Source organism: Nocardioides panacisoli, from assembly GCF_039537325.1.
Lineage (GTDB): Bacteria > Actinomycetota > Actinomycetes > Propionibacteriales > Nocardioidaceae > Nocardioides > Nocardioides panacisoli.
Window position 1 is genome coordinate 1 of the sequence record NZ_BAABAH010000009.1, and the last position, 21796, is coordinate 21796.

The 21796-nt window shown below is 71.9% G+C and carries 17 protein-coding genes; 9 read left to right on the forward strand and 8 right to left on the reverse strand.

The features are described 5' to 3' along the window. Nucleotides 1-128 precede the first annotated feature (128 nt). From ABD709_RS13010 to ABD709_RS13030, 5 genes are read right to left on the reverse strand one after another with little or no spacing between them, the layout of a single operon-like run. A complete protein-coding gene (locus tag ABD709_RS13010) occupies nt 129-851 on the reverse strand; it encodes a gamma-glutamyl-gamma-aminobutyrate hydrolase family protein (protein ID WP_344776044.1) in 723 nt (240 codons plus the stop codon). A 7-nt stretch (nt 852-858) separates the two neighbouring features. Then, the gene (locus ABD709_RS13015) at nt 859-1632 is read right to left on the reverse strand and encodes a 3-oxoacyl-ACP reductase (RefSeq protein ID WP_344776046.1); all 774 of its coding nucleotides are present in this window, start codon (nt 1630-1632) and stop codon (nt 859-861) included. 7 nt (nt 1633-1639) lie between these two features. Continuing rightward, nucleotides 1640-3001, reverse strand: coding sequence for an aldehyde dehydrogenase family protein (locus ABD709_RS13020; RefSeq protein WP_344776048.1), 1362 nt, complete (start codon nt 2999-3001; stop codon nt 1640-1642). After that, entirely contained in the window at nt 3001-4359 is a 1359-nt protein-coding gene (locus tag ABD709_RS13025; RefSeq protein ID WP_344776050.1) for a glutamine synthetase family protein, read from the reverse strand. Before ABD709_RS13025 ends, ABD709_RS13020 begins: the two co-directional genes overlap by 1 nt. 13 nt (nt 4360-4372) lie before the next feature. Further along, nucleotides 4373-5128, reverse strand: a complete 756-nt coding sequence (locus ABD709_RS13030) for a FadR/GntR family transcriptional regulator (protein WP_344776052.1) — start codon at nt 5126-5128, stop codon at nt 4373-4375. A gap of 124 nt (nt 5129-5252) precedes the next feature. Here ABD709_RS13030 and ABD709_RS13035 point away from each other — a divergent pair, with 124 nt between their 5' ends. The 4 genes from ABD709_RS13035 to ABD709_RS13050 are packed head-to-tail and all read left to right on the forward strand — an operon-like array spanning nt 5253 to nt 10884. Further along, nucleotides 5253-6812, forward strand: coding sequence for an amino acid permease (locus ABD709_RS13035; protein WP_344776054.1), 1560 nt, complete (start codon nt 5253-5255; stop codon nt 6810-6812). A gap of 4 nt (nt 6813-6816) precedes the next feature. Continuing rightward, nucleotides 6817-7731, forward strand: a complete 915-nt coding sequence (locus tag ABD709_RS13040; RefSeq protein WP_344776056.1) for a phosphotransferase — start codon at nt 6817-6819, stop codon at nt 7729-7731. After that, complete coding sequence (locus ABD709_RS13045) at nt 7728-10133, forward strand: GcvT family protein (RefSeq protein ID WP_344776058.1); 2406 nt, start codon at nt 7728-7730, stop codon at nt 10131-10133. Before ABD709_RS13040 ends, ABD709_RS13045 begins: the two co-directional genes overlap by 4 nt. Nucleotides 10134-10146: 13 nt before the next feature. Further along, nucleotides 10147-10884, forward strand: a complete 738-nt coding sequence (locus ABD709_RS13050) for a PP2C family protein-serine/threonine phosphatase (protein WP_344776060.1) — start codon at nt 10147-10149, stop codon at nt 10882-10884. Here ABD709_RS13050 and ABD709_RS13055 read toward each other — a convergent pair. After that, nucleotides 10869-14594: a nidogen-like domain-containing protein gene (locus tag ABD709_RS13055; protein ID WP_344776062.1), complete on the reverse strand. Its 3726-nt coding sequence runs from the start codon at nt 14592-14594 to the stop codon at nt 10869-10871. The two genes, ABD709_RS13050 and ABD709_RS13055, sit on opposite strands and share 16 nt — an antisense overlap. Before the next feature lie 174 nt (nt 14595-14768). Here ABD709_RS13055 and ABD709_RS13060 point away from each other — a divergent pair, with 174 nt between their 5' ends. Both ABD709_RS13060 and ABD709_RS13065 read left to right on the forward strand, forming a co-directional pair. Beyond that, on the forward strand, nt 14769-15944 hold the full coding sequence (locus ABD709_RS13060) for an LLM class flavin-dependent oxidoreductase (RefSeq protein WP_344776063.1): 1176 nt from the start codon (nt 14769-14771) through the stop codon (nt 15942-15944). 3 nt (nt 15945-15947) lie between these two features. Further along, nucleotides 15948-16601: an FMN reductase gene (locus tag ABD709_RS13065; RefSeq protein WP_344776065.1), complete on the forward strand. Its 654-nt coding sequence runs from the start codon at nt 15948-15950 to the stop codon at nt 16599-16601. 6 nt (nt 16602-16607) lie between these two features. Here the strand turns inward: ABD709_RS13065 and ABD709_RS13070 are convergent, their stop codons facing one another. Next, nucleotides 16608-18581: an elongation factor G-like protein EF-G2 gene (locus ABD709_RS13070; protein WP_344776067.1), complete on the reverse strand. Its 1974-nt coding sequence runs from the start codon at nt 18579-18581 to the stop codon at nt 16608-16610. 67 nt (nt 18582-18648) lie between these two features. Further along, entirely contained in the window at nt 18649-19176 is a 528-nt protein-coding gene (locus ABD709_RS13075; RefSeq protein WP_344776069.1) for a YbhB/YbcL family Raf kinase inhibitor-like protein, read from the reverse strand. A gap of 68 nt (nt 19177-19244) precedes the next feature. Here ABD709_RS13075 and cobA point away from each other — a divergent pair, with 68 nt between their 5' ends. The 3 genes from cobA to ABD709_RS13090 are packed head-to-tail and all read left to right on the forward strand — an operon-like array spanning nt 19245 to nt 21794. Further along, nucleotides 19245-20462 carry a uroporphyrinogen-III C-methyltransferase gene (gene cobA, locus ABD709_RS13080; protein WP_344776071.1) on the forward strand — a complete coding sequence of 406 codons (1218 nt, stop codon included), beginning with the start codon at nt 19245-19247 and terminating at the stop codon, nt 20460-20462. 10 nt (nt 20463-20472) lie between these two features. Then, nucleotides 20473-21288, forward strand: coding sequence for a TrmH family RNA methyltransferase (locus ABD709_RS13085; RefSeq protein ID WP_344776073.1), 816 nt, complete (start codon nt 20473-20475; stop codon nt 21286-21288). Nucleotides 21289-21314: 26 nt separating this feature from the next. Further along, nucleotides 21315-21794, forward strand: coding sequence for a hypothetical protein (locus ABD709_RS13090; protein ID WP_344776075.1), 480 nt, complete (start codon nt 21315-21317; stop codon nt 21792-21794). Nucleotides 21795-21796: the final 2 nt, after the last annotated feature.

Consider the following 21796-nt stretch of genomic DNA (forward strand, 5'->3'; position numbering starts at 1 on the left):
GTCAGTGGAGCGTTAGCGTGAGTCATTGAGGACCTTCGGTGAAGAGGTTGGTGTGGTAACCCCTCCGTACCGGAGGTCCTCGCTATTCGTCTACGCCTCGCCGTTCACAACCTGCCGGGGAACTACACCTAGCCGGCGGCGAACGCGCGGGCGGCCGCCACCAGCCCGGCGAACAGGCCGGCGTCCGTGGCCTCCTCGGGGTGCCACTGCACGGCCAGGCAGAACCGCGGGCCGGGAGCCTCCATCGCCTCGAGCGTGCCGTCCTCCGCCGTCGCGGCGGGGGCGTAGCCCGGGTGCTCGGCGACGGCCTGGTGGTGGTGGCAGTCCGCGCTCACCGTCGAGCCGACCAGGCGCTGGAGCAGGCTGCCCTCGACCGTCGTGACCGCGGTGACGCCGTAGACGTCGCCACCGGGACTGTGCTCGGTGTGGCCGACCTCGTCGGGGACGTGCTGCTGCAGGCTCCCGCCGCCGTGGACCGCCATCACCTGCATCCCGCGGCAGATCCCGAGCACGGGCACTCCGCGCTCGGCCGCCGCGTCGAGCAGGGCGAGCTCCCAGGCGTCCCGCTCGGGCAGCACGCCGCCGGTGCGCGGATGCGGGTCGGCGTCGTACCGCGCCGGGTCGACGTCGCCGCCGCCCGACACGATCAGGCCGTCCAGCCGGGCGCACACCGTGGTCGCCAGGTCGGCGAAGGCCTGGGTCTCCGGGGGCGGCACGGGCAGCAGCACGGGGGCGCCGCCGGCGTGCCGCACCGCGTCGGCGTACGTGCTGGGCAGCAGGTCGCTGACCTCCCGCCACACCCCGTGCAGCGAGAGCTCGCGGTAGGTGGAGAGGCCGATGACCGGGCTCATCGCGCCCTCACAGGGGTGTGACGTAGGCGCCGCTGATCCCGCCGTCGACGAGGAACGTGTTGGCGGTGATGAACGACGCGTCGTCGCTGGCCAGGAACAGCACGGCGGAGGCGATCTCCTCGGGCTCGCCGAACCGGCCCATCGGGACGTGCACCAGGCGCCGGGCGGCCCGTTCGGGGTCCTTGGCGAACAGCTCCTTGAGCAGCGGCGTGTTCACCGGGCCCGGGCACAGCGCGTTGACCCGGACGCCCTGCCGGGCGAACTGCACGCCGAGCTCGCGGCTCATCGACAGCACGCCGCCCTTGGAGGCGGAGTAGGAGATCTGCGACGTCGCCGCCCCCATCACCGCGACGAACGACGCCGTGTTGATGATCGACCCGCGGCCCTGCTCGAGCATGTGGGGGAGCGCCGCCTTGCAGCACAGGTAGACCGACGTCAGGTTGACCTCCTGCACCCTGCGCCAGGCGTCGAGGTCGGTGTCGAGGATCGAGTCGTCCTCCGGCGGTGAGATGCCGGCGTTGTTGAACGCGATGTCGACCGAGCCGTAGGTGTCCTTCGCCGTCTGGAACAGCGCGTCCACCTCGTCCTTCGACGTGACGTCGACGTGGACGTAGGTCGCGACCTCGGCGCCGAGCTCGTCGACCACCGCCTTGCCGGCGGTGTCGTCGATGTCGCCGACCACCACCTTCGCGCCCTCGGCGGCGAACCGCCGCACGGTCGCCAGCCCGATGCCCGAGCAACCTCCGGTGACGACCGCGACCCGGTCCTGGATCCTGCCCATGTTTCTCCTAGTGAGCGATGAAGACGTTCTTCTCCTCGGTGAACGCGTACGGCGCGTCCGGGCCGAGCTCGCGGCCGAGCCCGGACTGCTTGTAGCCGCCGAACGGTGTCCAGTAGCGGACCGAGGAGTGTGAGTTGACGCTGAGGTTCCCCGCCTCGACGCCGCGGGCGACGCGCAGGCCCTTGCCGAGGTCGGAGGTGAAGATCGACCCGGACAGGCCGTACTCGGTGTCGTTGGCGAGCTCGACGGCCTGCCCCTCGTCGTCGAACGGCAGCACCGCGAGCACCGGACCGAACACCTCCTCGCGCCACAGCGGGTCGTCGGTGCCGGACACGCCGGCGACGGTCGGCGGCACCCAGTAGCCGGCGCCGCTCGGAGCCGCACCCGCGAAGAGCACGTCCGCGTGGTCGACGTACTCCCGCACCCGGTCGCGCTGCCCGGAGGAGATCAGCGGACCCATCTCGCTCGCCTCGTCGGACGGGTCGAGCACCCGCAGCGCGGTCACCGCAGGCTCGAGCAGGCTCAGGAACTCGTCGTAGGCGCTGCGCTCGACGAGCAGCCGGGAGCGGGCGCAGCAGTCCTGGCCCGCGTTGTCGAAGACGGAGTACGGCGCGGCCGCCGCGGCAGCCTTCAGGTCGGCGTCGGCGAAGACGATGTTGCTGCTCTTCCCGCCGAGCTCGAGGGTCACCCGCTTCACCTGGTCGGCACAGCCGGACATGATCCGCTTGCCGACCTCGGTCGACCCGGTGAAGCAGACCTTGCGCACCAGCGGGTGCGTGACGAACCGCTCGCCGACGACCGAGCCCTTGCCCGGGAGGATGGTCAGCACGTGCTCGGGCAGGCCCGCCTCGAGCGCGAGCTCGCCGATCCGGATGGCCGTGAGCGGGGTCAGCTCGGCGGGCTTGAGCACCACGGTGTTGCCCGCGGCCAGCGCCGGCGCGAAGCCCCAGCCCGCGATCGGCATGGGGAAGTTCCACGGCACGATCACGCCCACGACGCCGAGCGGCTCGTGGAAGGTGAGGTCGACGCCGCCGGCCACCGGGATCTGCTTGCCGAACAGGCGCTCCGGCGCCGCGGAGTAGTAGTTGAGGCAGTCGCGGACGTTGCCGGCCTCCCAGCGCGCGTTGCCCCACGTGTGCCCGGAGTTGCGCACCTCCAGCTCGGCGAGCTCCTCCACGTGCGCGTCGACCACCGCGGCGAACCGGCGCAGCAGCGCGGCCCGCTCGCCCGGGGCGACCGAGCGCCAGGCGCCGAACGCCTCCTGGGCGGCCGCGATCGCCGCGTCGGTCTCCGCCAGGCCGGCGAGCGGCACCTCGGCCACCGGCTGCTCGGTGGCGGGGTTGAGAACGGTGTGCATCCCGGTGGTCATCAGAGTCGCTCGAATCCTCTCCGCAGCTCCCAGTCGGTCACCGCCGCGCCGAAGGCGGCGAGCTCGACGTCGGCCATGTTGACGTAGTGGTCGACGACCTCGGCGCCGAACGCCTCCTTCGCCACCGGTGACGCCGCGAAGATCTCGCGGGCGTCGCGCAGGGTGCCGGGCACCCGCGGCAGCTCCGCGGCGTAGGCGTTGCCCTCGCAGGCCGGCCCCAGCGGCAGGCCCTGCTCGATGCCGTGCAGGCCGCCGGCGATCATCGCGGCGAGCGCGAGGTAGGGGTTCACGTCGGCGCCGGGCACCCGGTTCTCCACCCGCGAGCCGGCGCCCTTCCCGACCAGGCGCAGCGCGCAGGTGCGGTTGTCCTCGCCCCAGGCGATCGCGGTCGGCGCGAACGAGCCGGCGGCGAACCGCTTGTAGGAGTTCACGTTCGGCGCGTAGAGCAGCGTGAAGTCGGCCATCGTCGCGAGCAGGCCCGCCACGAAGGACTCGTACGTCGAGCTGTGGCCGCCCGAGCCGTCGTCGAACAGCAGCGTCCCGTCGCTGCCGCGCAGGGACAGGTGGATGTGGCAGGAGCTGCCCTCGCGCTGGTCGTACTTCGCGAGGAAGGTGATCGAGCGCCCCTCCTGTGCCGCGATCTCCTTCGCGACCGTCTTGTAGACCGCGTGGTTGTCGGCGGTGACGAGCGCGTCGGCGTACAGGAACCCGATCTCGTGCTGGCCCAGGTTGCACTCACCCTTGGCGCCCTCGACGTCGAGGCCGGCGTCGTACATGGTGTTCCGGATCCGGCGGAGCAGCGGCTCGACCCGGCTGGTGCCGAGGACCGAGTAGTCGACGTTGTACTGGTTGACCGGCGTCAGCCCGCGGTAGCCGCGGTCGGAGGCGTCCTCGTAGGTGTCGGTGAAGGCGATGAACTCCAGCTCGGTGCCGGCCAGCGCGACCCAGCCCTTCTCGGCGCAGCGGTCCAGCTGGCGCTGCAGGATCGTCCGCGGCGACTGCACGACCGGCGACCCGTCGGTCCAGACCAGGTCGCACTGCACCATCGCGGTCGCGGGGTGGTGGGTGAGCAGCCGGATCGTGTCGAGGTCGAGCACGAACTCCATGTCGCCGTAGCCCTTGTCCCACGAGGAGATGGCATAGCCGTCGACGGTGTTCATGTCCACGTCGACGGCGAGCAGGTAGTTGCAGCCCTCGGTCCCGTGGCCGAGGACCTGGTCGACGAAGTAGCGGCCGTGCAGGCGCTTGCCCTGCAGCCGGCCCTGCATGTCGGTGAAGGCCACCACCACGGTGTCGATGTCACCGGAGTCGATCGCCCCCCGCAGGTCGTCCACGCTCAGGTGCCGGTCGTTCCGCATTGGTCCTCCTCGGTCAGCCCACGAGGCCGCGCAGGAGCGCAGCGGTGTCGTCGCAGTGTTGCTCCATCGCCCGGCGGGCCCGGTCGGGGCGGCCACCGAGGATCGCGCGCACCACCGCGGCGTGCTGCCGGTCGGAGTGGGCGATGTTGGCGTCCAGGACGGGGATCGCGAGCAGCATCTCGTGGAGCACCCGCTGCACGCCCGTCACCGCCTCGACGACCCGCGGCGACCCGGTCAGGGTCGCGACGGTCAGGTGCAGGCGGGAGTCGGCCTGCCGGTGGGCCGCCGGTCGGCTCGCGGCATCGACGTCCGCGAGCGCGGATCGGAGCTGGTAGCCCTGGTCGTCGGTGAGCTCCCGGTCCTGCTTGCGCTGCGCGGCCAGGTACGCCGCCCCCGGCTCGGTGATCCGCCGGAACTCCAGGACGTCGAGCCAGTCGGCGCGCTGGGCGGCGCTGATCCTGGCGGCCTTGCGGGCGGACGGGGTCCGGGGCTTGAGGGTGACGACCGTGCCGCCGCCGCGGCCGCGGCGGGTCTCGATGAGCCCGGCCTGGCGCAGGGCTGCCATCGCCTCGCGGAGGGTGGCCCGGGAGACCCCGAGCCGCTCGGCGAGATCGCGCTCGGCAGGCAGGGTCGTGCCGAGCGGGTAGACGCCGAGCCGGATCGCGGTGGCGAGCTGCTCGACGCACGCCTCGAACGCGTGGTGGGACCGCACCGGTCGGAGCACCGAGTGCTCCAGCGCGATCTCCGATCGCCTCGGTGCGGCCGCCATGGGGTCATAGTGCCAGAACCTGGATACGCGTAAAGGTCTGGGTTCAGACCAAAAAGTTCGATCCTGTTTACAACCGTCTCGCGGCGGGTCTAGTTTCCAGGAATCCCGAACCGGAGGTAGACCTATGCCTGAAGGTCATGACGAGTCGCTCCACCCCCATCTCTCGGCCGACGAAGCCCACCTCGCGCGTCTGGGCTACAAGCAGGAGCTGAGCCGCAGCTGGAGCGGCTTCTCCAACTTCGCGATCTCCTTCTCGATCATCTCGATCCTGGCGGGTTGCTTCACGACCTTCTACCAGGGCTGGAACAACGGCGGACCGGTCGCGATCTCGTGGGGCTGGCCGATCATCTCCGCGTTCATCCTGATCATCGGCTTCACGATGTCGGAGCTCGTCTCCGCGTACCCGACGTCGGGAGGCATCTACTGGTGGGCGGCCAAGATGGGTGGCCCCGCGGCGGGCTTCTTCACCGGCTGGCTCAACCTGATCGGTCTCCTCGCCGTCACCGCGTCGGTGGCCTACGGGGCCGCGACGTTCCTCGACCTGACGATCAGCACGGTCAGCAGCAGCTACGCGGACAGCTACTCGCTGACCCGGGTGTTCCTGATCTTCGTCGTGATCATGGCGCTCGCTGCCGTGGTCAACATCTTCCGCAGCCACCTGCTGGCCGTGGTCAACAACATCTCGGTGTGGTGGCACGTCGCGGGCGCGGCGCTCGTGATCCTCATCCTGATCATCGTCCCCGACCACCACCAGAGCCTGAACTTCGTCTTCACCGAGCGGATCAACAACTCCGGGTTCTCCAACAACAGCTACTGGTTCCTGGTGCTGCCCCTCGGGTTCCTGCTGACGCAGTACACGATCACGGGGTTCGACGCCTCGGCCCACCTCTCGGAGGAGACCCACGACGCGGCGGACGGCGCTGCCAAGGGCATCTGGCGCTCGATCTTCTACTCGGCGGTCGGTGGCTACGTCCTGCTGCTGGCGTTCGTCTTCGCTGTCCAGGACCCGGACGCGGTCACCGAGGGCGGCGGCGGCATCGACGTGATCTTCGGCCAGTCGCTGCCGGAGGGCTGGCACTTCCTGATCCTGCTGATCTCGACGGCCGGTCAGCTGTTCTGCGCCACGGCCTGCCTGACCAGTGCCTCCCGGATGACCTTCGCTTTCAGCCGTGACGGTGCGATCCCCGGATCGAAGCTGTGGTCCAAGGTCAACCCGACCACGAAGATCCCCGCCAACGCCGTCATGTTCGTGACCACGATCGGCATCCTCATCACGCTGCCCGCCCTCAAGAGCATCGGCGGCATCCCGGTGGCGTTCCTCGCGATCGTCTCGGTGGCGGTGATCGGCCTCTACCTCGCCTTCCTGATCCCGATCTTCCTGCGGTGGCGGATGGGCGACGCCTTCGAGCCCGGCACCTGGACGCTCGGCAGCAAGTACAAGTGGATGAACCTGGTCGCCGTCATCGAGATCGCCGTCATCTCGATCTACTTCATCCTGCCCTTCACGCCGGCCGGCGTGCCCGGCAACAAGGACTTCGACTGGGCGAGCTTCAACTACGCGCCGATCCTCACCTTCGGCGTCCTGATCGTGCTCGCGATCTGGTGGAACCTCTCGGCGAAGCGCTGGTTCACCGGACCGAAGCACACCATCGACCCGGACGTCGTCCAGGCTTTCGACGACTGACGAGTTGCGGAGCGACCGGCCTCCCCTGGACCGCCTCGCCGTGCTGGCGGGGCGGTCCTGGCGCGAGGTGCCGCTCCCGGGCGGGCTGACCAACACCAACCTGCGGGTCACCACCGAGGACCGCCTCGACCCGGCGCTGGACCTGGTGGTCCGCTGCTCGCACGCAGGGTCCGAGCTGCTCGGGATCGACCGCGACGCGGAGCGGGCGAACACCGAGGCTGCGGCCACGGCCGGTGTGGGGCCGGCCGTGGTCGAGCACCGCCGCGACCTCGGCATGCTCGTCATCGAGTACGTCGACGCCACCGCCCTGAGCGACGGGTCGTTCACCGACGCCGGCGTGCTGGCTCGCGCCGCGCACGCCGTACGACGACTGCACGAGGGGCCGCGGTTTCTCGGGGACTTCGACATGTTCACGCGGCAGGCGACCTATCTCGCCACGATCCGCGAGCGCGGGTTCTCGCTGCCGGACGGCTACGAGTCCTACGCCGAGGCGTGGGACCGGGTCCGTCGGGCACTGGCCGCCGCGCCGCGCCCGACGGTGCCGTGCAACAACGACCTGCTCGCCGCGAACTTCCTCGACGACGGGAAGCGGATCTGGCTGATCGACTACGAGTACTCCGGCAACAACGACGCCTGCTTCGAGCTCGGCAACACGGTGGCCGAGTGCGGCTTCACCGCGGAGCAGACCGAGGCGTGGGTCGAGGCCTACTTCCGCGAGCCGAGGCCGGGCGACCTGGCGCGGGTCCGGCTGCAGTCCCTGTGCAGCAGCTATGGCTGGTCGCTCTGGGGGTTCATCCAGGCCGCCGCGTCCCCGATCGAGTTCGACTTCTGGGGGTGGGGGCTCGAGCGGTTCGAACGGGCCCGGCAGCTGTTCGGCGGAGCCGACTTCGAGGCGCTGCTGACCGAGGCGGCCGCGTGACGCGGCTCCCTGGTCGCGCGCGGGTCGTGGTGGTCGGCGGGGGAGTCGTCGGCTGCTCCGTCGCCTACCACCTGACCCGGCTCGGCTGGACCGACGTGCTGCTCGTGGAGCAGGGCCGGCTCTCCGGGGGCACCACCTGGCACGCGGCGGGCCTGGTCGGCCCGCTGCGCGCCAGCGAGGCCGGGACCCGTCTGGTGCAGTACTCGGCCGAGCTCTACGCCGGTCTCGAGGCGGAGACCGGTCTGGCGACCGGCTACCTCAGCACCGGCGGCCTGGTGCTGGCCCGCACCCCCGAGCGGATGACCCAGCTGCGCCGTACCGCCGCCAACGGCATCGCCTACGGCCTCGTCGCCGAGGTCGTGGGCCCCGACCGTGCCCACGAGCTCTGGCCACCGATGCAGGTCGACGACCTGCTCGGCGCGCTGTGGCTCCCGGGGGACGGAAAGGTCAACCCGACCGACCTCACCCAGTCGCTGGCCCGCGGCGCCCGGGACGCCGGCGCGAGGGTCGTCGAGGGGGTCAGGGTGCTGGGGATCAGCACCGACGACACCGAGGCGGGGCGGACCGCGACCGGCGTGCGCACGGACGGCGGTGACGTCGAGGCGGAGGTCGTGGTGCTCTGCGCCGGCCAGTGGTCGAAGGCGCTGGGCGACTCGGTCGGCGTCACGGTCCCGCTGCACAGCGCCGAGCACTTCTACGTCGTCACCGAGGCGGTCGAGGGCACCCGGCCGGACCTGCCGATCATGCGTGACCAGGACGGCTGGACCTACTTCAAGGAGGAGGTCGGCGGGCTCGTGGTCGGGGGGTTCGAGCCGAACGCCAAGCCCTGGGTCGCACCTGACGCCATCCCGTACCCCTTCGAGTTCGCGCTGCTCGAGGAGGACTGGGAGCACTTCTCGCTGCTGATGGACGAGGCGGTGCACCGCGTGCCCGCGCTCGCCGAGACCGGGATCCGCAAGTTCTACAACGGGCCCGAGTCGTTCACCCCCGACAACCAGTTCCTGCTGGGCGAGACGCCGGGCGTGCGCGGGCTGTTCGTCGGGTGCGGCTTCAACTCCGTCGGGATCGCCTCGGCCGGAGGGGCCGGGCGCGCCCTCGCCGAGTGGGTCGTCGCCGGCAGCCCGCAGGACGACCTGACCGCGGTCGACGTGCGCCGGTTCGGACCGCTCCAGAACGACGTCGGCTTCCTCCGCGCCCGCGTGGTCGAGACGCTCGGCCTGCACTACGCGATCCCGTGGCCGAACCGGGAGCCCGTCTCCGGGCGCCCGCAGCGGACCTCGCCGCTCCACGACCGGCTCGCCGCGCGGGGTGCGCTCTTCGGCACCCGCAACGGCTGGGAGCGGCCGCTGGTGTTCGGGCCGGCGGAGCTCGACTACACCTGGGACAAGCCCGCCTGGCTGGCGGCGTCGGCCGCCGAGCACCGGGCGTGCCGCGGCGGGGTCGCGGTCTTCGACCAGACCTCCTTCAGCAAGTACGGCATCTCGGGCGCCGACGCGCTGGAGCTCCTCCAGTGGGTGTGCGCCGCCGACGTCGACGTCCCGGTGGGCTCCTGCGTCTACACGCCGTGGCTCAACGAGCGCGGGGGCTACGAGGCGGACCTCACCGTCACCCGGACCGGGCCCGAGGACTTCCTGGTCGTGTCCTCCGCGGCGACGACCCACCGCGACCTGGACTGGCTCGACCGGCACCAGCGGCCCGGCCGGCAGGTCGACGTACGGGACCTCACCGAGGAGCTGGCGGTGCTGGGCGTGATGGGGCCGGACTCCCGGGACCTGCTCGGGAGCCTCACCTGGGCGGCGCTCGGCGACGAGGAGTTCCCCTTCGCCACGTCGCGCGAGATCGAGGTCGGCGGCGACCGCCTGCGGGCGACCCGGATGACCTACGTCGGCGAGCTCGGGTGGGAGCTCTACGTCCCGGCCGGCAGCGCGGCCCGCGTCTACGAGCGGCTGATGGCGGACGGGCGCGCCGCCGACGGCGGCTACTCGGCGATCGAGTCGCTGCGGCTGGAGAAGGGCTACCGCGCGTTCGGACGGGAGCTGCTGCCCGATGTCACGCCGCGGGAGGCGGGGCTGGTGTTCGCGACCGCGCTGAGCGGCGACAAGGAGTTCCTGGGCCGCGCCGCCCTGGAGGCGGCCGGTGCGCCGCAGCGCAGGCTCGCGTCGTTCGTCGCTGCCGACCCCGACGTGATGCTCTGGGGCGGCGAGCTGCTGAGGCGGTACGGCGAGCCGGCCGGCCAGGTGACCAGCGCCGCCTGGTGCGCGACCGTCGGTGCCGCCACCGGGCTCGCCTGGGTGCGGCGGGGCGGCGTCACGGCGCAGCTGCTCGAGGAGGGCGGCTTCAGCGTCGACGCCGGCGGTCGCGAGGTGCCGGTGCGCCTCGGTCTGCGAGCGCCCCTGCGATGACTACGCTGGCGCGATGGACGGCGATCTTCTCGGGAGGCTTCGCGACCGCCTGCAGGAGCTCTGCTCCGTCCCGACGCTTCCGGCGGGCTGGTACTGCGTGTCCGCGACCCTCGCCGCCGAGGGCTTCCGGTTCGGCGGCGACTTCTTCGTGGCCGACCTCGTCGACCTCCCGAGCGGGCCGGGTCTCCAGATGGTCCTCGTCGACGTCTGCGGCAGCGGCGACACCGCGCTGCCGGACGCGGTCCAGTTCGCCGGAGCGCTCGGCGGCCTGATCGGGGTCGTGCCGCCCCAGGAGGTCATGGCGGCCGCGAACCGGTTCCTCCTCCGCCAGCCGTCCGACGAGGCCACGGCCACCGCCGCCCAGGTCGTCCTCGACCTCGCGACCGGCGGCTACGTCATTCGCAGCGCCGGCCACCCGCCGGTCCTGCGCTGGGACTCCGCGGCCTCCGCGTGGTCGGTCGACACCGCGCGCGGGACCGCGCTCGGCGTCGTCGACGAGCCGGCGCTCGAGCTCAGCGACGGCCTCCTGGCGCCGGGGGAGGCGCTGCTCTTCTACACCGACGGCGTCGTCGAGTCCCGCGAGCTCGACATCGAGGACGGCATCGCCTGGCTCCGGGCGGTCGCGCGCGACGCCTTCCTCGCCGACGTGGACGGCGCACCGGCCGCGATCCTCGAGCAGGTCAGCCGCGGCGACGACGACCGGGCGGTGCTGTTCATCGGCCGCCGCCCGGCCGATCACCTGATCGGGTAGATCCACACGCCTCGGCCGCCACCACCGGCTGACCCGGCGGCGAGGCTCGACGGTGTGCCGTCGAGGAAGTTGCCGCCGGCGCGCGACCCGGGGATCTCCTGGTAGGTCCCCGGCGACTGCGTGCCGTTCGTGTAGCCGACGCCCGCGCCCCGGTAGTTCCACTGGATGGAGCTGTACTGGAAGACGATGTCGAACGCGCCGGCCGCGACGTCACCGCGGTCCACGAGGTAGATCCGGAAGGTGTTCCGCGTGTTGTCGGTCTGGTCGTAGTGGGCGACCGCGTCGTAGCGCACGCAGAACGCCTGCCTACCGTCAACGGCGCCGAGCCCGTAGCGCACCTGGCCGGCCGCCGGGCCTCGGGTGTCGACGTCGTCCCAGAACGCCGCCACGATCGGTCGGAACTGAGCGGCGAGGTCGTCGGGCACGTAGGTCGCCATCGGCCCGTCGAACGTGAGGTTCCCGTTGGTGTTCACCCAGACCGAGGTGAATTGCTCGCCGTAGAAGTCGACCGGGAACGGAAGCGGGAGCTCGGGCGAGGAGTCGTCGTCATTGGGCCCGACGTTGTTGGCCGTGCAGGTCAGCCCGAGCGCGCCGCCCGAGACCGTGAAGCTGTAGCTCCCCTTGTAGCCCCCCACGTCCTGGACGCGGACGAGGTAGGTGCCGGACTCCTTGAGCGACGTCACCCCGAACTGTCCGCACCCCGCCGAGGTCGAGCGGTCGATCGCCCTGCCGCTCGGCGCGATCAGCGCCACGGCGAACGTGCCCTCGTGCGGGCAGGTGCCGCCGCCGTCCATGCGGAACGTGTCGCCCGTGTTGAGCTGGATCCGGAACTCGTCCACGGCGAATCGTCGGCCGAGCGAGCCCGAGGCGGTCGAGTCGATGGTCAGGCTCGCGGTGGTCTCCGGCGGCGCCGTGATCAGCGCCTCGTTGACCGTTCCGCCGATCTGGCCGGCGACGAACGAGGTGTTGTCGGCGAAGGCGTCGTCGCCGGTCACCGCCACGTCCAGGATGCACTGCTCGAGTCCCCAGCCGGTGACGAGTCCCTGGGCCTGGCAGGTGGTCTGCGCCGTCGTGACCGTGCTCGCCGGGAGGCCGGCGAGGGCCGGGATGGTGCCCGGGCGGACCGGTAGCCGGAGCGCGTCCGGCAGCTCGCGCCGGAACATCGATGCGGTGCCGGTCACGCGCCAGCTCGCACCGAAGACGCCGTAGAGCTGGTCCGCGTCGCTCGGGTCGGTGACGACCGCGCCGCCCCGGGCGGTCAGGTCGTTGCTGCCGTCGCCGTCGGAGTCGCCCAGCAGTCCGTGCATGTCCGCCTTGCGGGCGTCGCTGAGGGTGAGGCTCGCGTAGGCGTAGCTCGCCTTCGGCCCGACGGCGAGCCGGGTTCCGTCGGGCCAGCGGACGACCCGCTGGGTCCCGCCGATGTCGTGACGGGTGGGGTCGAGGTAGACGGTCGCGCCACCTGGCAGCGGTGTCGGCGTCGTCGTCACCGCCAGCGGCGCGCCGTCGAGCGTGACCGGCAGCGGAGCGTAGGGATCCGCGCTCCTGGTGTCACCGAAGGCGATCACGGAGTCGCCCACGCGCGCGGCGACGCCGCGGTTGTAGGAGATCGACCGGGCCAGGTAGGCGTCGGGGTGCCGCGCGAACCGGAACTGCACCTCGAAGTCACCGCTCGAGTCGCGAGCGGCCACGTAGTCGCCCGCGCCGTTGAAGTCGTAGAGGGTGTGGTCGAAGGTCAGCAGGTGCGGGTCGCCCAGGGCCCCGCCGCTGCCGGGGTCACGCGGACCGTTGTCGGGGGCATCGCCGCCGTCGGACCCACCGCCGCCTCCGCCGTCGCCGCCTCCGCCACCGTCGTCGTCAGGGGGGTCGCACGCGTCGCCCAGGCCGTCGCCGTCGCTGTCGGCCTGGTCCGGGTTCGGGACACCCGGACAGTTGTCGAGCTGGAAGGTCCCGCCCTCCCACGGCTGGCTCTCCGGCCAGCCGTCTCCGTCCGGGTCGTTGCTCGGGTAGCGGCTGGTGACGTCGAAGCTCACCTTCGGCTTCAGCTTGGTCTTGGCGTGCAGCTTGGTCGGGCGGGTGAACTTCCCACCGAAGATCGAGTTCGGGGTGACCTCCAGGCGACTGAGCGGGATGGTCGCGTACCTCTCGTTCGTCGCCCCTGGGTTGCCGGGGCACAGGTCGATGCTGTCCTTGACGTCCAGCTCGTACTCGACCTCGGCGGAGACCTCGGTGAGGACCCCCTGGTCCGTCGCGGTCGGGGTGAAGAGGATGTCGCCGTCGATGGAGCGTGTGTCGGGCCCTCCGCCGATGTCGGGCGACATCTGCCCCGTGCCTCCCGCGACGTTGCCGGGCACGGTGAACGGGTCGTTGTAGTCGATGTCGAGCCCCGAGCCGACGCCGAAGTCGCTCACTCGCTTCTTCGCCGGTTCGACCGGTGCCTGGAGAGGAGGAACCGCCGCCGACTTGAGGGCGGCGCCGAGCTTCTTGCTCACCTCGTCGGCGGGACCCTCGGTGTACTCGGGGTCCGCGAACTGGTCGAGGTCGCCCTGCTCGGTGATCTCGTAGACGAAGGAGGGATCAGCCGGGCCGACTCCGAGGTAGTTCGTCGGTCCCCACAGCGCCGCGGACGTCGCGCCGATCTTGGCGAGCAGGAACGGCGGCAGCGCGCCGAAGTAGAAGAGTCGCACGGCTCCGGCCTCGAGCTGTGACGAGTACGGCGTGCACGGGCTGCCGAGCGTCTCCGGCGGGAACGGCACGTGCAGCTCCAGTCCCTGCACCTTGGTGAGCTGGACCGCCAGGCCGTCCGCGACGGGGGTCGTGGGGAGGATCTGGAGCTTGCCGGTGACCGGGTCGAGACCCGAGACCGGGCCGACGTACGTCGAGCCCGCCGCGGAGGGGTCGATCGTCACGGTGATCGGCTGGTCGAAGGTCATGCTCGGCGAGATGTCGAGGAAGGGGACGCCGAAGGAGTCCTTGGGCCCGCTCATCGTCAGCTGGGTGACCGAGATCTGCGTGGGCTCGGAGACGGCGCCGGGTGGGATGGAGACCTTGTAGCCGACTCCCGAGACCTCGGCCCCGTCCTCAGGCGTGACCGTGATCGGGTCGGCCAGGCGCTGGAGCAGGATGTTCGCCGCGCCGCCGACGCTGGTCGCGATGCCGTCCAGGTGCCCGGCTGCGGAGGCGTGCACCGCGAGGGCGCCGGGCGGCATGCTCTTGAGCGTGTAGCTTCCGTCGGCGGCGGAGGTGGCCGACCGGCTGCCGGCGGAGACGCGGGCGCCGGCGACCGGCGTCCCGTCCTCGTCGAGCACCGTCCCGGTCACCGACGACGAGCCGGTGGTCGTGGTCTGCTTGACCGTGACCGAGGCTCGCAGCACCTTCTTCGCGGTCGCGATCCGCACCACCAGGTGGTTCCGGACGCCCAGGTCGAGCGGCACCTTCACGGCGAAGCGGCCCTTGCGACCGATGGTCGTGCCGGCCGGCGCCGAGCCGCCCGAGACGAGGACGTTCGTGCGAGCGGGACCGCGACCTTTGAGCTTGACGGTGGTCGCGCCGGTCCGGCTGGGCGCGGTGACGGTGAGCCGGGGTGTCGAGACCGTCGGCGTCGCGGGCCGATCCGGGCCCGCTGCCGACGCTCCGGGCGCCGCCGGCGGAAGGGCGGCGAGCGCGGACCCGAAGGCGATCGCGATCAGGAGGACGAGCAGACGACGGGTCACCCGGCCAGTCTTGGCCGCAGATCGGCCGGCCGACAGCGGGTTAACACCCCATTGCCGGGCACCGGGGAGGAGGACCGGAATAGTTCGCCGAGCGACCGGGTTGGGGAAGTAGTTCAGTCTTCAACTATCTGGCTGTTCAACTATCTGGCTGAGTCGAGCAGAGGAGCAGGAACGATGCAGATCGGGATCTTCACCGTCGGCGACGTGACCACGGACCCGACGACCGGGCAGACGCCCACCGAGCACGAGCGGATCAAGGCCACCGTCGCGATCGCGAAGAAGGCGGAGGAGATCGGGCTCGACGTGTTCGCGACGGGGGAGCACCACAACCCGCCGTTCATCGCCTCCGCGCCGACGACGACGCTCGCCTACATCGGGGCGCAGACGGAGCGGATCATCCTCTCCACCGCCACCACCCTGATCACCACGACCGACCCGGTCCTGATCGCCGAGAACTACGCGAAGCTGCAGCACCTGACCGACGGCCGGGTGGACCTCATGATGGGGCGCGGCAACACCGGCCCGGTCTACCCGTGGTTCGGCAAGGACATCCGCCAGGGCATCAATCTCGCCATCGAGAACTACGCCCTGCTCCACCGGCTGTGGCGCGAGGACGTCGTCGACTGGGAGGGACGGTTCCGCACGCCGCTGCACGGCTTCACGTCGACGCCGCGCCCGCTGGACGGCGTACCCCCGTTCGTCTGGCACGGCTCCATCCGCAGCCCCGAGATCGCCGAGCAGGCGGCCTACTACGGCGACGGCTTCTTCCACAACCACATCTTCTGGCCGCCCTCGCACACCGAGCAGATGGTGCGGCTCTACCGGCAGCGCTGGGAGCACTACGGCCACGGTCCTGCGGACACCGCGATCGTCGGCCTGGGCGGGCAGTTCTTCATGCGGCGCAACAGCCAGGACGCGGTCGACGAGTTCCGGCCCTACTTCGACAACGCCCCGGTCTACGGTCACGGGCCGTCGCTGGAGGACTTCACCGAGGGCACCCCGCTCACGGTCGGCTCGCCCCAGCAGGTGCTCGAGCGGACGCTGTCCTTCCGCGAGTACGTCGGCGACTACCAGCGGCAGCTGTTCCTGGTCGACCACGCCGGCCTGCCGCTGAAGACCGTTCTCGAGCAGCTCGACCTGCTCGGCGAGATCCTGCCCGACCTGCGCAAGGGCTTCGCCGAGGGCCGGCCCGCGCACGTCCCCGACGCGCCCACGCACGCGACACTGGTCGAGGCGGCGGGCGGCGCACAGGACAGTACGGTCTATGCCGATGGGGATGCCGCGACCGGCACCACCGACCGCGACCTGCAGGACCCCGAGGTCGCCCGGATCCTCCAAGGAGAGCTCTGAGCCATGACCCGCTCGATCGTCGTCGTCTCCGCGGGGCTGTCGGTCCCCTCCTCGACCCGGCTGCTGGCCGATGTCCTCGGTGAGGCGGTCGAGCGCGCGGTCACCGCTCGGGGCGAGGAGGCCGAGGTCGAGCACGTCGAGCTTCGGCCGCTGGCCCACGCCCTCGCCGACCACCTGCTCACCGGCTTCCCGGCCGGAGATCTCGCCGAGGCCATCGACCGCGTCGTCCGGGCCGACGCGCTCGTGGTCGTCACTCCGGTGTTCGCCGGGTCGTACTCCGGGCTGTTCAAGACCTTCTTCGACGTCCTGGAGATCGGTGCGCTCGAGGGCAAGCCGGTCCTGATCGGGGCGACCGCGGGCACCGCACGACACAGCCTGGTGCTGGACCACGCCCTGCGGCCGCTGTTCGCCTACCTTCGCGCGCTCGTCGTCCCGACCGGGGTGTTCGCCGCGAGCGAGGACTTCGGTGGAGGCGGTCTCGACGGTGGGCTCCGGAAGCGGGCCGACCGCGCAGCGACCGAGCTCGCCGCGCTCCTGGGCTGCGCCGGGAAGGCGACCGTGCACCCTCCGCGCCGGCGCTCGGTCGAGGACGAGCTCGCCGACCCGACGCCGTTCGAGCAGCTGCTCAAGGAGGCCGGCGGCGACTCGGTCCGCTGACCGGCGCTACTCGGGCGCCGGCTCGTAGTGGGCGAAGGTGCGGCTGAACGAGCCGGCCCCGTGGCTCATCGCGCGGAGGTCGATCGCGTAGCGCACCAGCTCGCGCTGGGGGACGTGCGCACGCACCACGGTGCGGTCGGCGACCTGCTCGGTGCCGAGCAGGCGCCCGCGCCGTGAGGAGAGGTCGCTCATGACCGCGCCCACCAGGTCCTCGGAGACCAGTACCGCCACCTCGTCGTAGGGCTCGAGCAGGGAGATCCTGGTCTGCTCGGCGGCGTCCTTGAGGGCGAGGGCGCCGGCGGTCTGGAACGCCATGTCGGAGGAGTCGACGCTGTGCGCCTTGCCGTCGAGGAGCGTGACCCGGAGGTCGACGACCGGGAAGCCCTCCCGCACGCCGCGCTCCATCTGCGTCCGCACGCCCTTCTCGACGCTCGGGATGAACTGTCGCGGCACCGCGCCACCGACGACCTTGTCGACGAACTCGAACCCGCTGCCGCCGGGGAGCGGCTCTACCTCGATGTCGCAGATGGCGTACTGCCCGTGGCCGCCGGACTGCTTGACGTGCCGGCCGTGGCCCTTCGCCGTGCCGGTGAAGCACTCGCGGAGCGGGATGATCACGTCGCACGGCTCGACCGCGACGCCGTAGCGGTGCTGGAGCCGGTCGAGCGCGACCTCGGCGTGCGCCTCGCCCATCACCCAGAGCACGAGCTGGCCGGTCTCGGGGTTCTGCTCGACCCGCAGGCTGGGGTCCTCGGCGGCGAGCCGGCTCAGGGCCGGGGAGAGCTTGTCCTCGTCGGAGCGGGACGCGGCCTCGATCGCGACCGGCAGCAGCGGGTCCGGGAGGGTCCAGGGCCGGAGCACGCGCGGCTCCTCGGGGGAGGACAACGTGTCCCCGGTCTCCGCGCGGCTGAGCTTGCTGACCACCGCGATGTCGCCGGCCACGACGTGCGAGGCGAGCACCTGCTGACCGGGGGACGGGTAGGCGAGCGCGCCGATCCGCTCGTCCTCGTCGTGGTCCTCGTGGCCGTCGGCTCCGAAGCTCGAGAAGTGCCCGGAGACGTGCACGGCCGAGTCCGGGTCGAGGGTGCCGGAGAACACGCGGACCACGCTGACCCGGCCGAGGTAGGGGTCGCTCGTGGTCTTCACGACCTCCGCCACCAGCGGGCCGGCCGGGTCGCAGGTCACCGCCGGTGCGGCGGCGCCGCTCGGGGCGAACACCTCCGGCGGCACGTGCTCGGCCGGGGCAGGGAACGCCCGCACGCAGAGGTCGAGCAGCTCCCCGAGCCCGGAGCCGTTCGTCGCGCAGACCGGGATCAGCGGGAACAGGGTCGCGCGCGCGATCGCCTTCTCGAGGTCGTCGACGAGCAGCTTCTCGTCGATCGCCTCGCCGCCGACGTAGCGCTCCATCAGGGTCTCGTCCTCGGACTCCTCGATCACCGCCTCGATCAGCTCGGCGCGGCGAGGGTCGTCGGTGCCGGCCTCGAGCAGGCTGACCACGCCCTGGCCGTCGGCGACGTACGCCGGCAGCACCTTCTCGCCGAACGCGGCCCGGGCGCCGAGGAGCACCGTGTCGGTATCGGCGCGCGCGTGGTCGAGCTTCGTCACCACGACGGCACGTGGCATGCCGACCGCGTCGCACTCGCGCCACAGCTCGCGGGTGGCGTCGTCGACGCCCTCGTTGGCCGCGACGACGAACAGCGCGCAGTCGGCCGCACGGAGCCCGGCGCGCACCTCGCCCACGAAGTCGGCGTACCCGGGGGTGTCGACAAGATTGATCTTGATGCCCTCGTGCGGCAGGGGAGTGACGGTGAGCGACACCGATCTCTGGTCCGCGTCGGCGACGCGGTCGCGGCGGAGCGCCGCGACGAGCGCCGTCTTGCCACTGCCACTGGGCCCGACCAGGACCACGTTGCGGATCCGGTCGGGCCCGGGCGCCGCCAGGTCGGAATCGGCGGCCCTCCTGGAGTTCTTGTCGGCCATGGACCTACGAAACTCCTGCCGGGCCCCGGCCACAAGAGGTTCGGCCGGCCGGGTTCTGCGGGCCGGTTCAGTGCTGGTAGGTGCCGACCACCATGCCGCGCGCGAGGGTCTTGAACGCGAGGTTGAACGACACGACAGCGGGCGACGCGTCGCTGTCCACCCCGAGGCTCTCCTCCTTCACCGCATGGACCACGAAGTAGTAGCGGTGCACCTGGTCGCCCTCGGGCGGCGCGGCGCCCATGAATCCCTTCGCGCCGCCGTCGTTGCGGCACATGAACGCGCTGCCGGGTAGCGAGGCGCCCTCGGCGCCTGCACCGGTCTCCAGGCTGGTCACGTCGGCCGGCAGGTCGACGAGCACCCAGTGCCAGAACCCGCTCGGAGTCGGGGCGTCGGGGTCGAAGCACGTCACGGTGTAGCTCTTGGTGCCCTCGGGGCCGGCCTCCCAGGAGAGCTGGGGCGAGGTGTTCCCCTTGTCGGCGACCTGGTCGTCGCCGAGCGGCTGGCCGTCGGTGACGTCAGTGCTCGTGACCTCGAAGGACGGCACCTCGGGGAGCAGCTCGTAGGGATCGGGGGCAACAGGGCGTTCGATCGACATGTGTCGAACCTAGTCCGCCAGGTGAGTCCGGCCCAGTGCCGGACATCGGGACCGTCGAGAATGGGGGCATGGAGCATCCGCCGTACCTCTCGGGCCTCCGGCTGACCGGCCGCCGCGTGCTGGTCGTCGGTGGTGGCGGGGTCGCGCAGCGCCGCGTGCCGCACCTGATCGCGGCGGGCGCGGACGTGCACGTGGTGTCACCGGCGGTGACGCCGGCGATCGAGGGCCTGGTCGGCTCCGGTGAGGTCACCTGGCACGCGCGGCCCTTCGAGGACGGCGACGTGGCCGGTGCGTGGTACGTCGTCGCCGTCACCGACGACACCGCGGTCAACGAGCGGGTGAGCGAGCTCTGCGAGGAGCAGCGGGTGTTCTGCGTGCGCTCTGACGATGCCAGCCGTGGCACGGCGTGGACGCCCGCGGTCGGGCGGCACTCGGGCGTGAGCGTCGCGGTGCTGGGCAACCGCGAGCCGCGTCGCTCGGCGGCCCTGCGCGACGAGATCCTCGAGGGCCTGCGCGAGGGCACGCTCGCCGCGCGGCACGACCACGGCGGCTCGCCGGGCGTGACCCTGGTCGGCGGCGGCCCGGGCGATCCCGAGCTGATGTCGGTCGCGGGCCGTCGGGCGCTGATGGAGGCGGACGTGGTCGTCGCGGACCGGCTCGCCCCCCGCGAGCTGCTCGGCGACCTGCCCGGCGACGTCGAGCTGGTCGACGTCGCGAAGCTGCCCCGCGGCCGCTCGGCCCAGCAGGAGGAGATCAACCGGGTCATCGTCGAGCGGGCGCTCGCCGGCAAGAGGGTCGTGCGGTTCAAGGGCGGCGACAACTTCGTGTTCGGCCGCGGCTACGAGGAGGTCATCGCCTGCCGCGAGGCAGGCGTGCCCATCACGGTGATCCCCGGTCTCACCTCGCCGGTGGCCGTCCCCGCCGTCGCCGGCATCCCGGTGACGCACCGCGGGATCACCCACGAGTTCACGGTGGTCTCCGGGCACCTCCCGCCGGGGCACCCGGAGTCGCTGGTCGACTTCGACGCCCTCGGACGGATGCAGGGCACCGTGGTGCTCATGATGGGCGTCGAGAACGCGCCGCTCATCGCCAAGGCGCTGATCGCCGGCGGCCGGGACACCACGACCCCGGTGGCGGTCGTGTGCGACGGGACGATGCCCACCCAACGGACGGTGCTCGCCTCCCTCGGGAACCTCGCCGAACGACTCGAGGCCGAGCAGGTGCGACCGCCCGCGATCATCGTGATCGGCGAGGTGGTCCGGGTCGCGCACCCGGACGCCTTCTGAGCGGGCGGCGATGGCGCACCTCGTCGACATCACGGCCGCGGACGACCCTCGGCTGGCCGACTACCGCGACCTGCGCGACGTGCAGCTCCGCAAGAACCTGGAGGCCGAGCACGGGCTGTTCCTCGCCGAGGGGGAGAAGGTGGTCCGCCGCGCGGTCGAGGGCGGCTTCGCCGCGCGCTCCTTCCTGATGGCGCCCCGCTGGCTGGACGGCCTCGCGGACGTCCTCGACTCCTCCGACGCCCCCTGCTACGTCGTTCCCGAGGCGCTCGCGGAGGAGGTCACCGGCTTCCACGTGCACCGGGGCGCGCTGGCGTCGCTCGAGCGGCGGCCGCTGCCGCCGGTGCCGGACGTGATCGACGGCGCCCGCTCCGTCCTCGTGCTCGAGGACGTCGTCGACCACACCAACGTCGGCGCGATCTTCCGCTGCGGGGCGGCGCTCGGCTTCGACGCCGTGCTGCTCGCGCCCCGGTGCGCCGACCCGCTCTACCGGCGATCGGTCAAGGTGGCGATGGGTGCGGTGTTCAGCGTGCCCTGGACCCGGCTGCCGGACTGGTACGGCGCGCTGCCCACCCTCTCGGCGGCCGGCTTCACCACGGTCGCGCTGACGTTGGCCGCGGACGCCGTGCCGATCGAGGACGCGGTGGCCGGGCTGGACCGGGTCGCCCTCGTGCTCGGCTCGGAGGGGCACGGCCTCTCCGACCACTGGCAGGAGTCGGCGGACCGACGGGCGATCATCCCCATGGCCCGGACCAGGGAGCACGGGGTCGACTCGCTCAACGTCGCGGCCGCGTCGGCGGTCGCTTGTTACGTGACCGCGAGACGCTGAGGTCGCCCGGGCTTAACCTTCCGGACATGCGCTCCCACGCCCCGGTCCTGCTCACCCTCACGGCAGCCGCCCTGACCGTCTCCCTCGCGGCGTGCTCCTCCGACGACACCGGGGCCTCCTCGACGAGCTCGTCCGAGGCGGCGAGCGAGGCGACCTCGACGCCCGCCAGCAGCGCTGCGCCGACCAACCCGGTCCCCGATCCGGCGGCCGCGGTCCAGGCGTGCCTCGACGGCGGAAACCTCTCCACGACGCCGGAGGACGGCCCGCGCTTCGGCGCCGTGGCGGAGTTCCAGGTGGTCCCGCCGGACAGCGGGAGCGACCTCGGCATGTTCGTCTACGCCACGCCGGACGACGCAGCCGCGCACCAGAAGGACCTCGACGACGCGGGGGCGTCCAGCACCGAGGTCATCGGCACCGTCGTGCTGGCAGGGACGCTCGACGCGCCCGCCGGCGAGGCCGACTCGGTCGCGGTGGTGCAGGCCTGCGCCGCGGCCACCGTCGGCTGAGG

Bases quoted from the DNA above. Each gene is read 5' to 3' on its own strand.
- ABD709_RS13035 (WP_344776054.1), top strand. From the start codon at position 5,253: ATGCCTGAAGGTCATGACGAGTCGCTCCACCCCCATCTCTCGGCCGAC.
- ABD709_RS13015 (WP_344776046.1), bottom strand. From the start codon at position 1,632: ATGGGCAGGATCCAGGACCGGGTCGCGGTCGTCACCGGAGGTTGCTCG.
- ABD709_RS13085 (WP_344776073.1), top strand. From the start codon at position 20,473: ATGGCGCACCTCGTCGACATCACGGCCGCGGACGACCCTCGGCTGGCC.
- ABD709_RS13025 (WP_344776050.1), bottom strand. From the start codon at position 4,359: ATGCGGAACGACCGGCACCTGAGCGTGGACGACCTGCGGGGGGCGATC.
- ABD709_RS13065 (WP_344776065.1), top strand. From the start codon at position 15,948: ATGACCCGCTCGATCGTCGTCGTCTCCGCGGGGCTGTCGGTCCCCTCC.
- ABD709_RS13020 (WP_344776048.1), bottom strand. From the start codon at position 3,001: ATGACCACCGGGATGCACACCGTTCTCAACCCCGCCACCGAGCAGCCG.
- ABD709_RS13070 (WP_344776067.1), bottom strand. From the start codon at position 18,581: ATGGCCGACAAGAACTCCAGGAGGGCCGCCGATTCCGACCTGGCGGCG.
- ABD709_RS13075 (WP_344776069.1), bottom strand. From the start codon at position 19,176: ATGTCGATCGAACGCCCTGTTGCCCCCGATCCCTACGAGCTGCTCCCC.
- ABD709_RS13090 (WP_344776075.1), top strand. From the start codon at position 21,315: ATGCGCTCCCACGCCCCGGTCCTGCTCACCCTCACGGCAGCCGCCCTG.
- ABD709_RS13030 (WP_344776052.1), bottom strand. From the start codon at position 5,128: ATGGCGGCCGCACCGAGGCGATCGGAGATCGCGCTGGAGCACTCGGTG.
- ABD709_RS13060 (WP_344776063.1), top strand. From the start codon at position 14,769: ATGCAGATCGGGATCTTCACCGTCGGCGACGTGACCACGGACCCGACG.
- ABD709_RS13010 (WP_344776044.1), bottom strand. From the start codon at position 851: ATGAGCCCGGTCATCGGCCTCTCCACCTACCGCGAGCTCTCGCTGCAC.
- cobA (WP_344776071.1), top strand. From the start codon at position 19,245: ATGGAGCATCCGCCGTACCTCTCGGGCCTCCGGCTGACCGGCCGCCGC.
- ABD709_RS13050 (WP_344776060.1), top strand. From the start codon at position 10,147: ATGGACGGCGATCTTCTCGGGAGGCTTCGCGACCGCCTGCAGGAGCTC.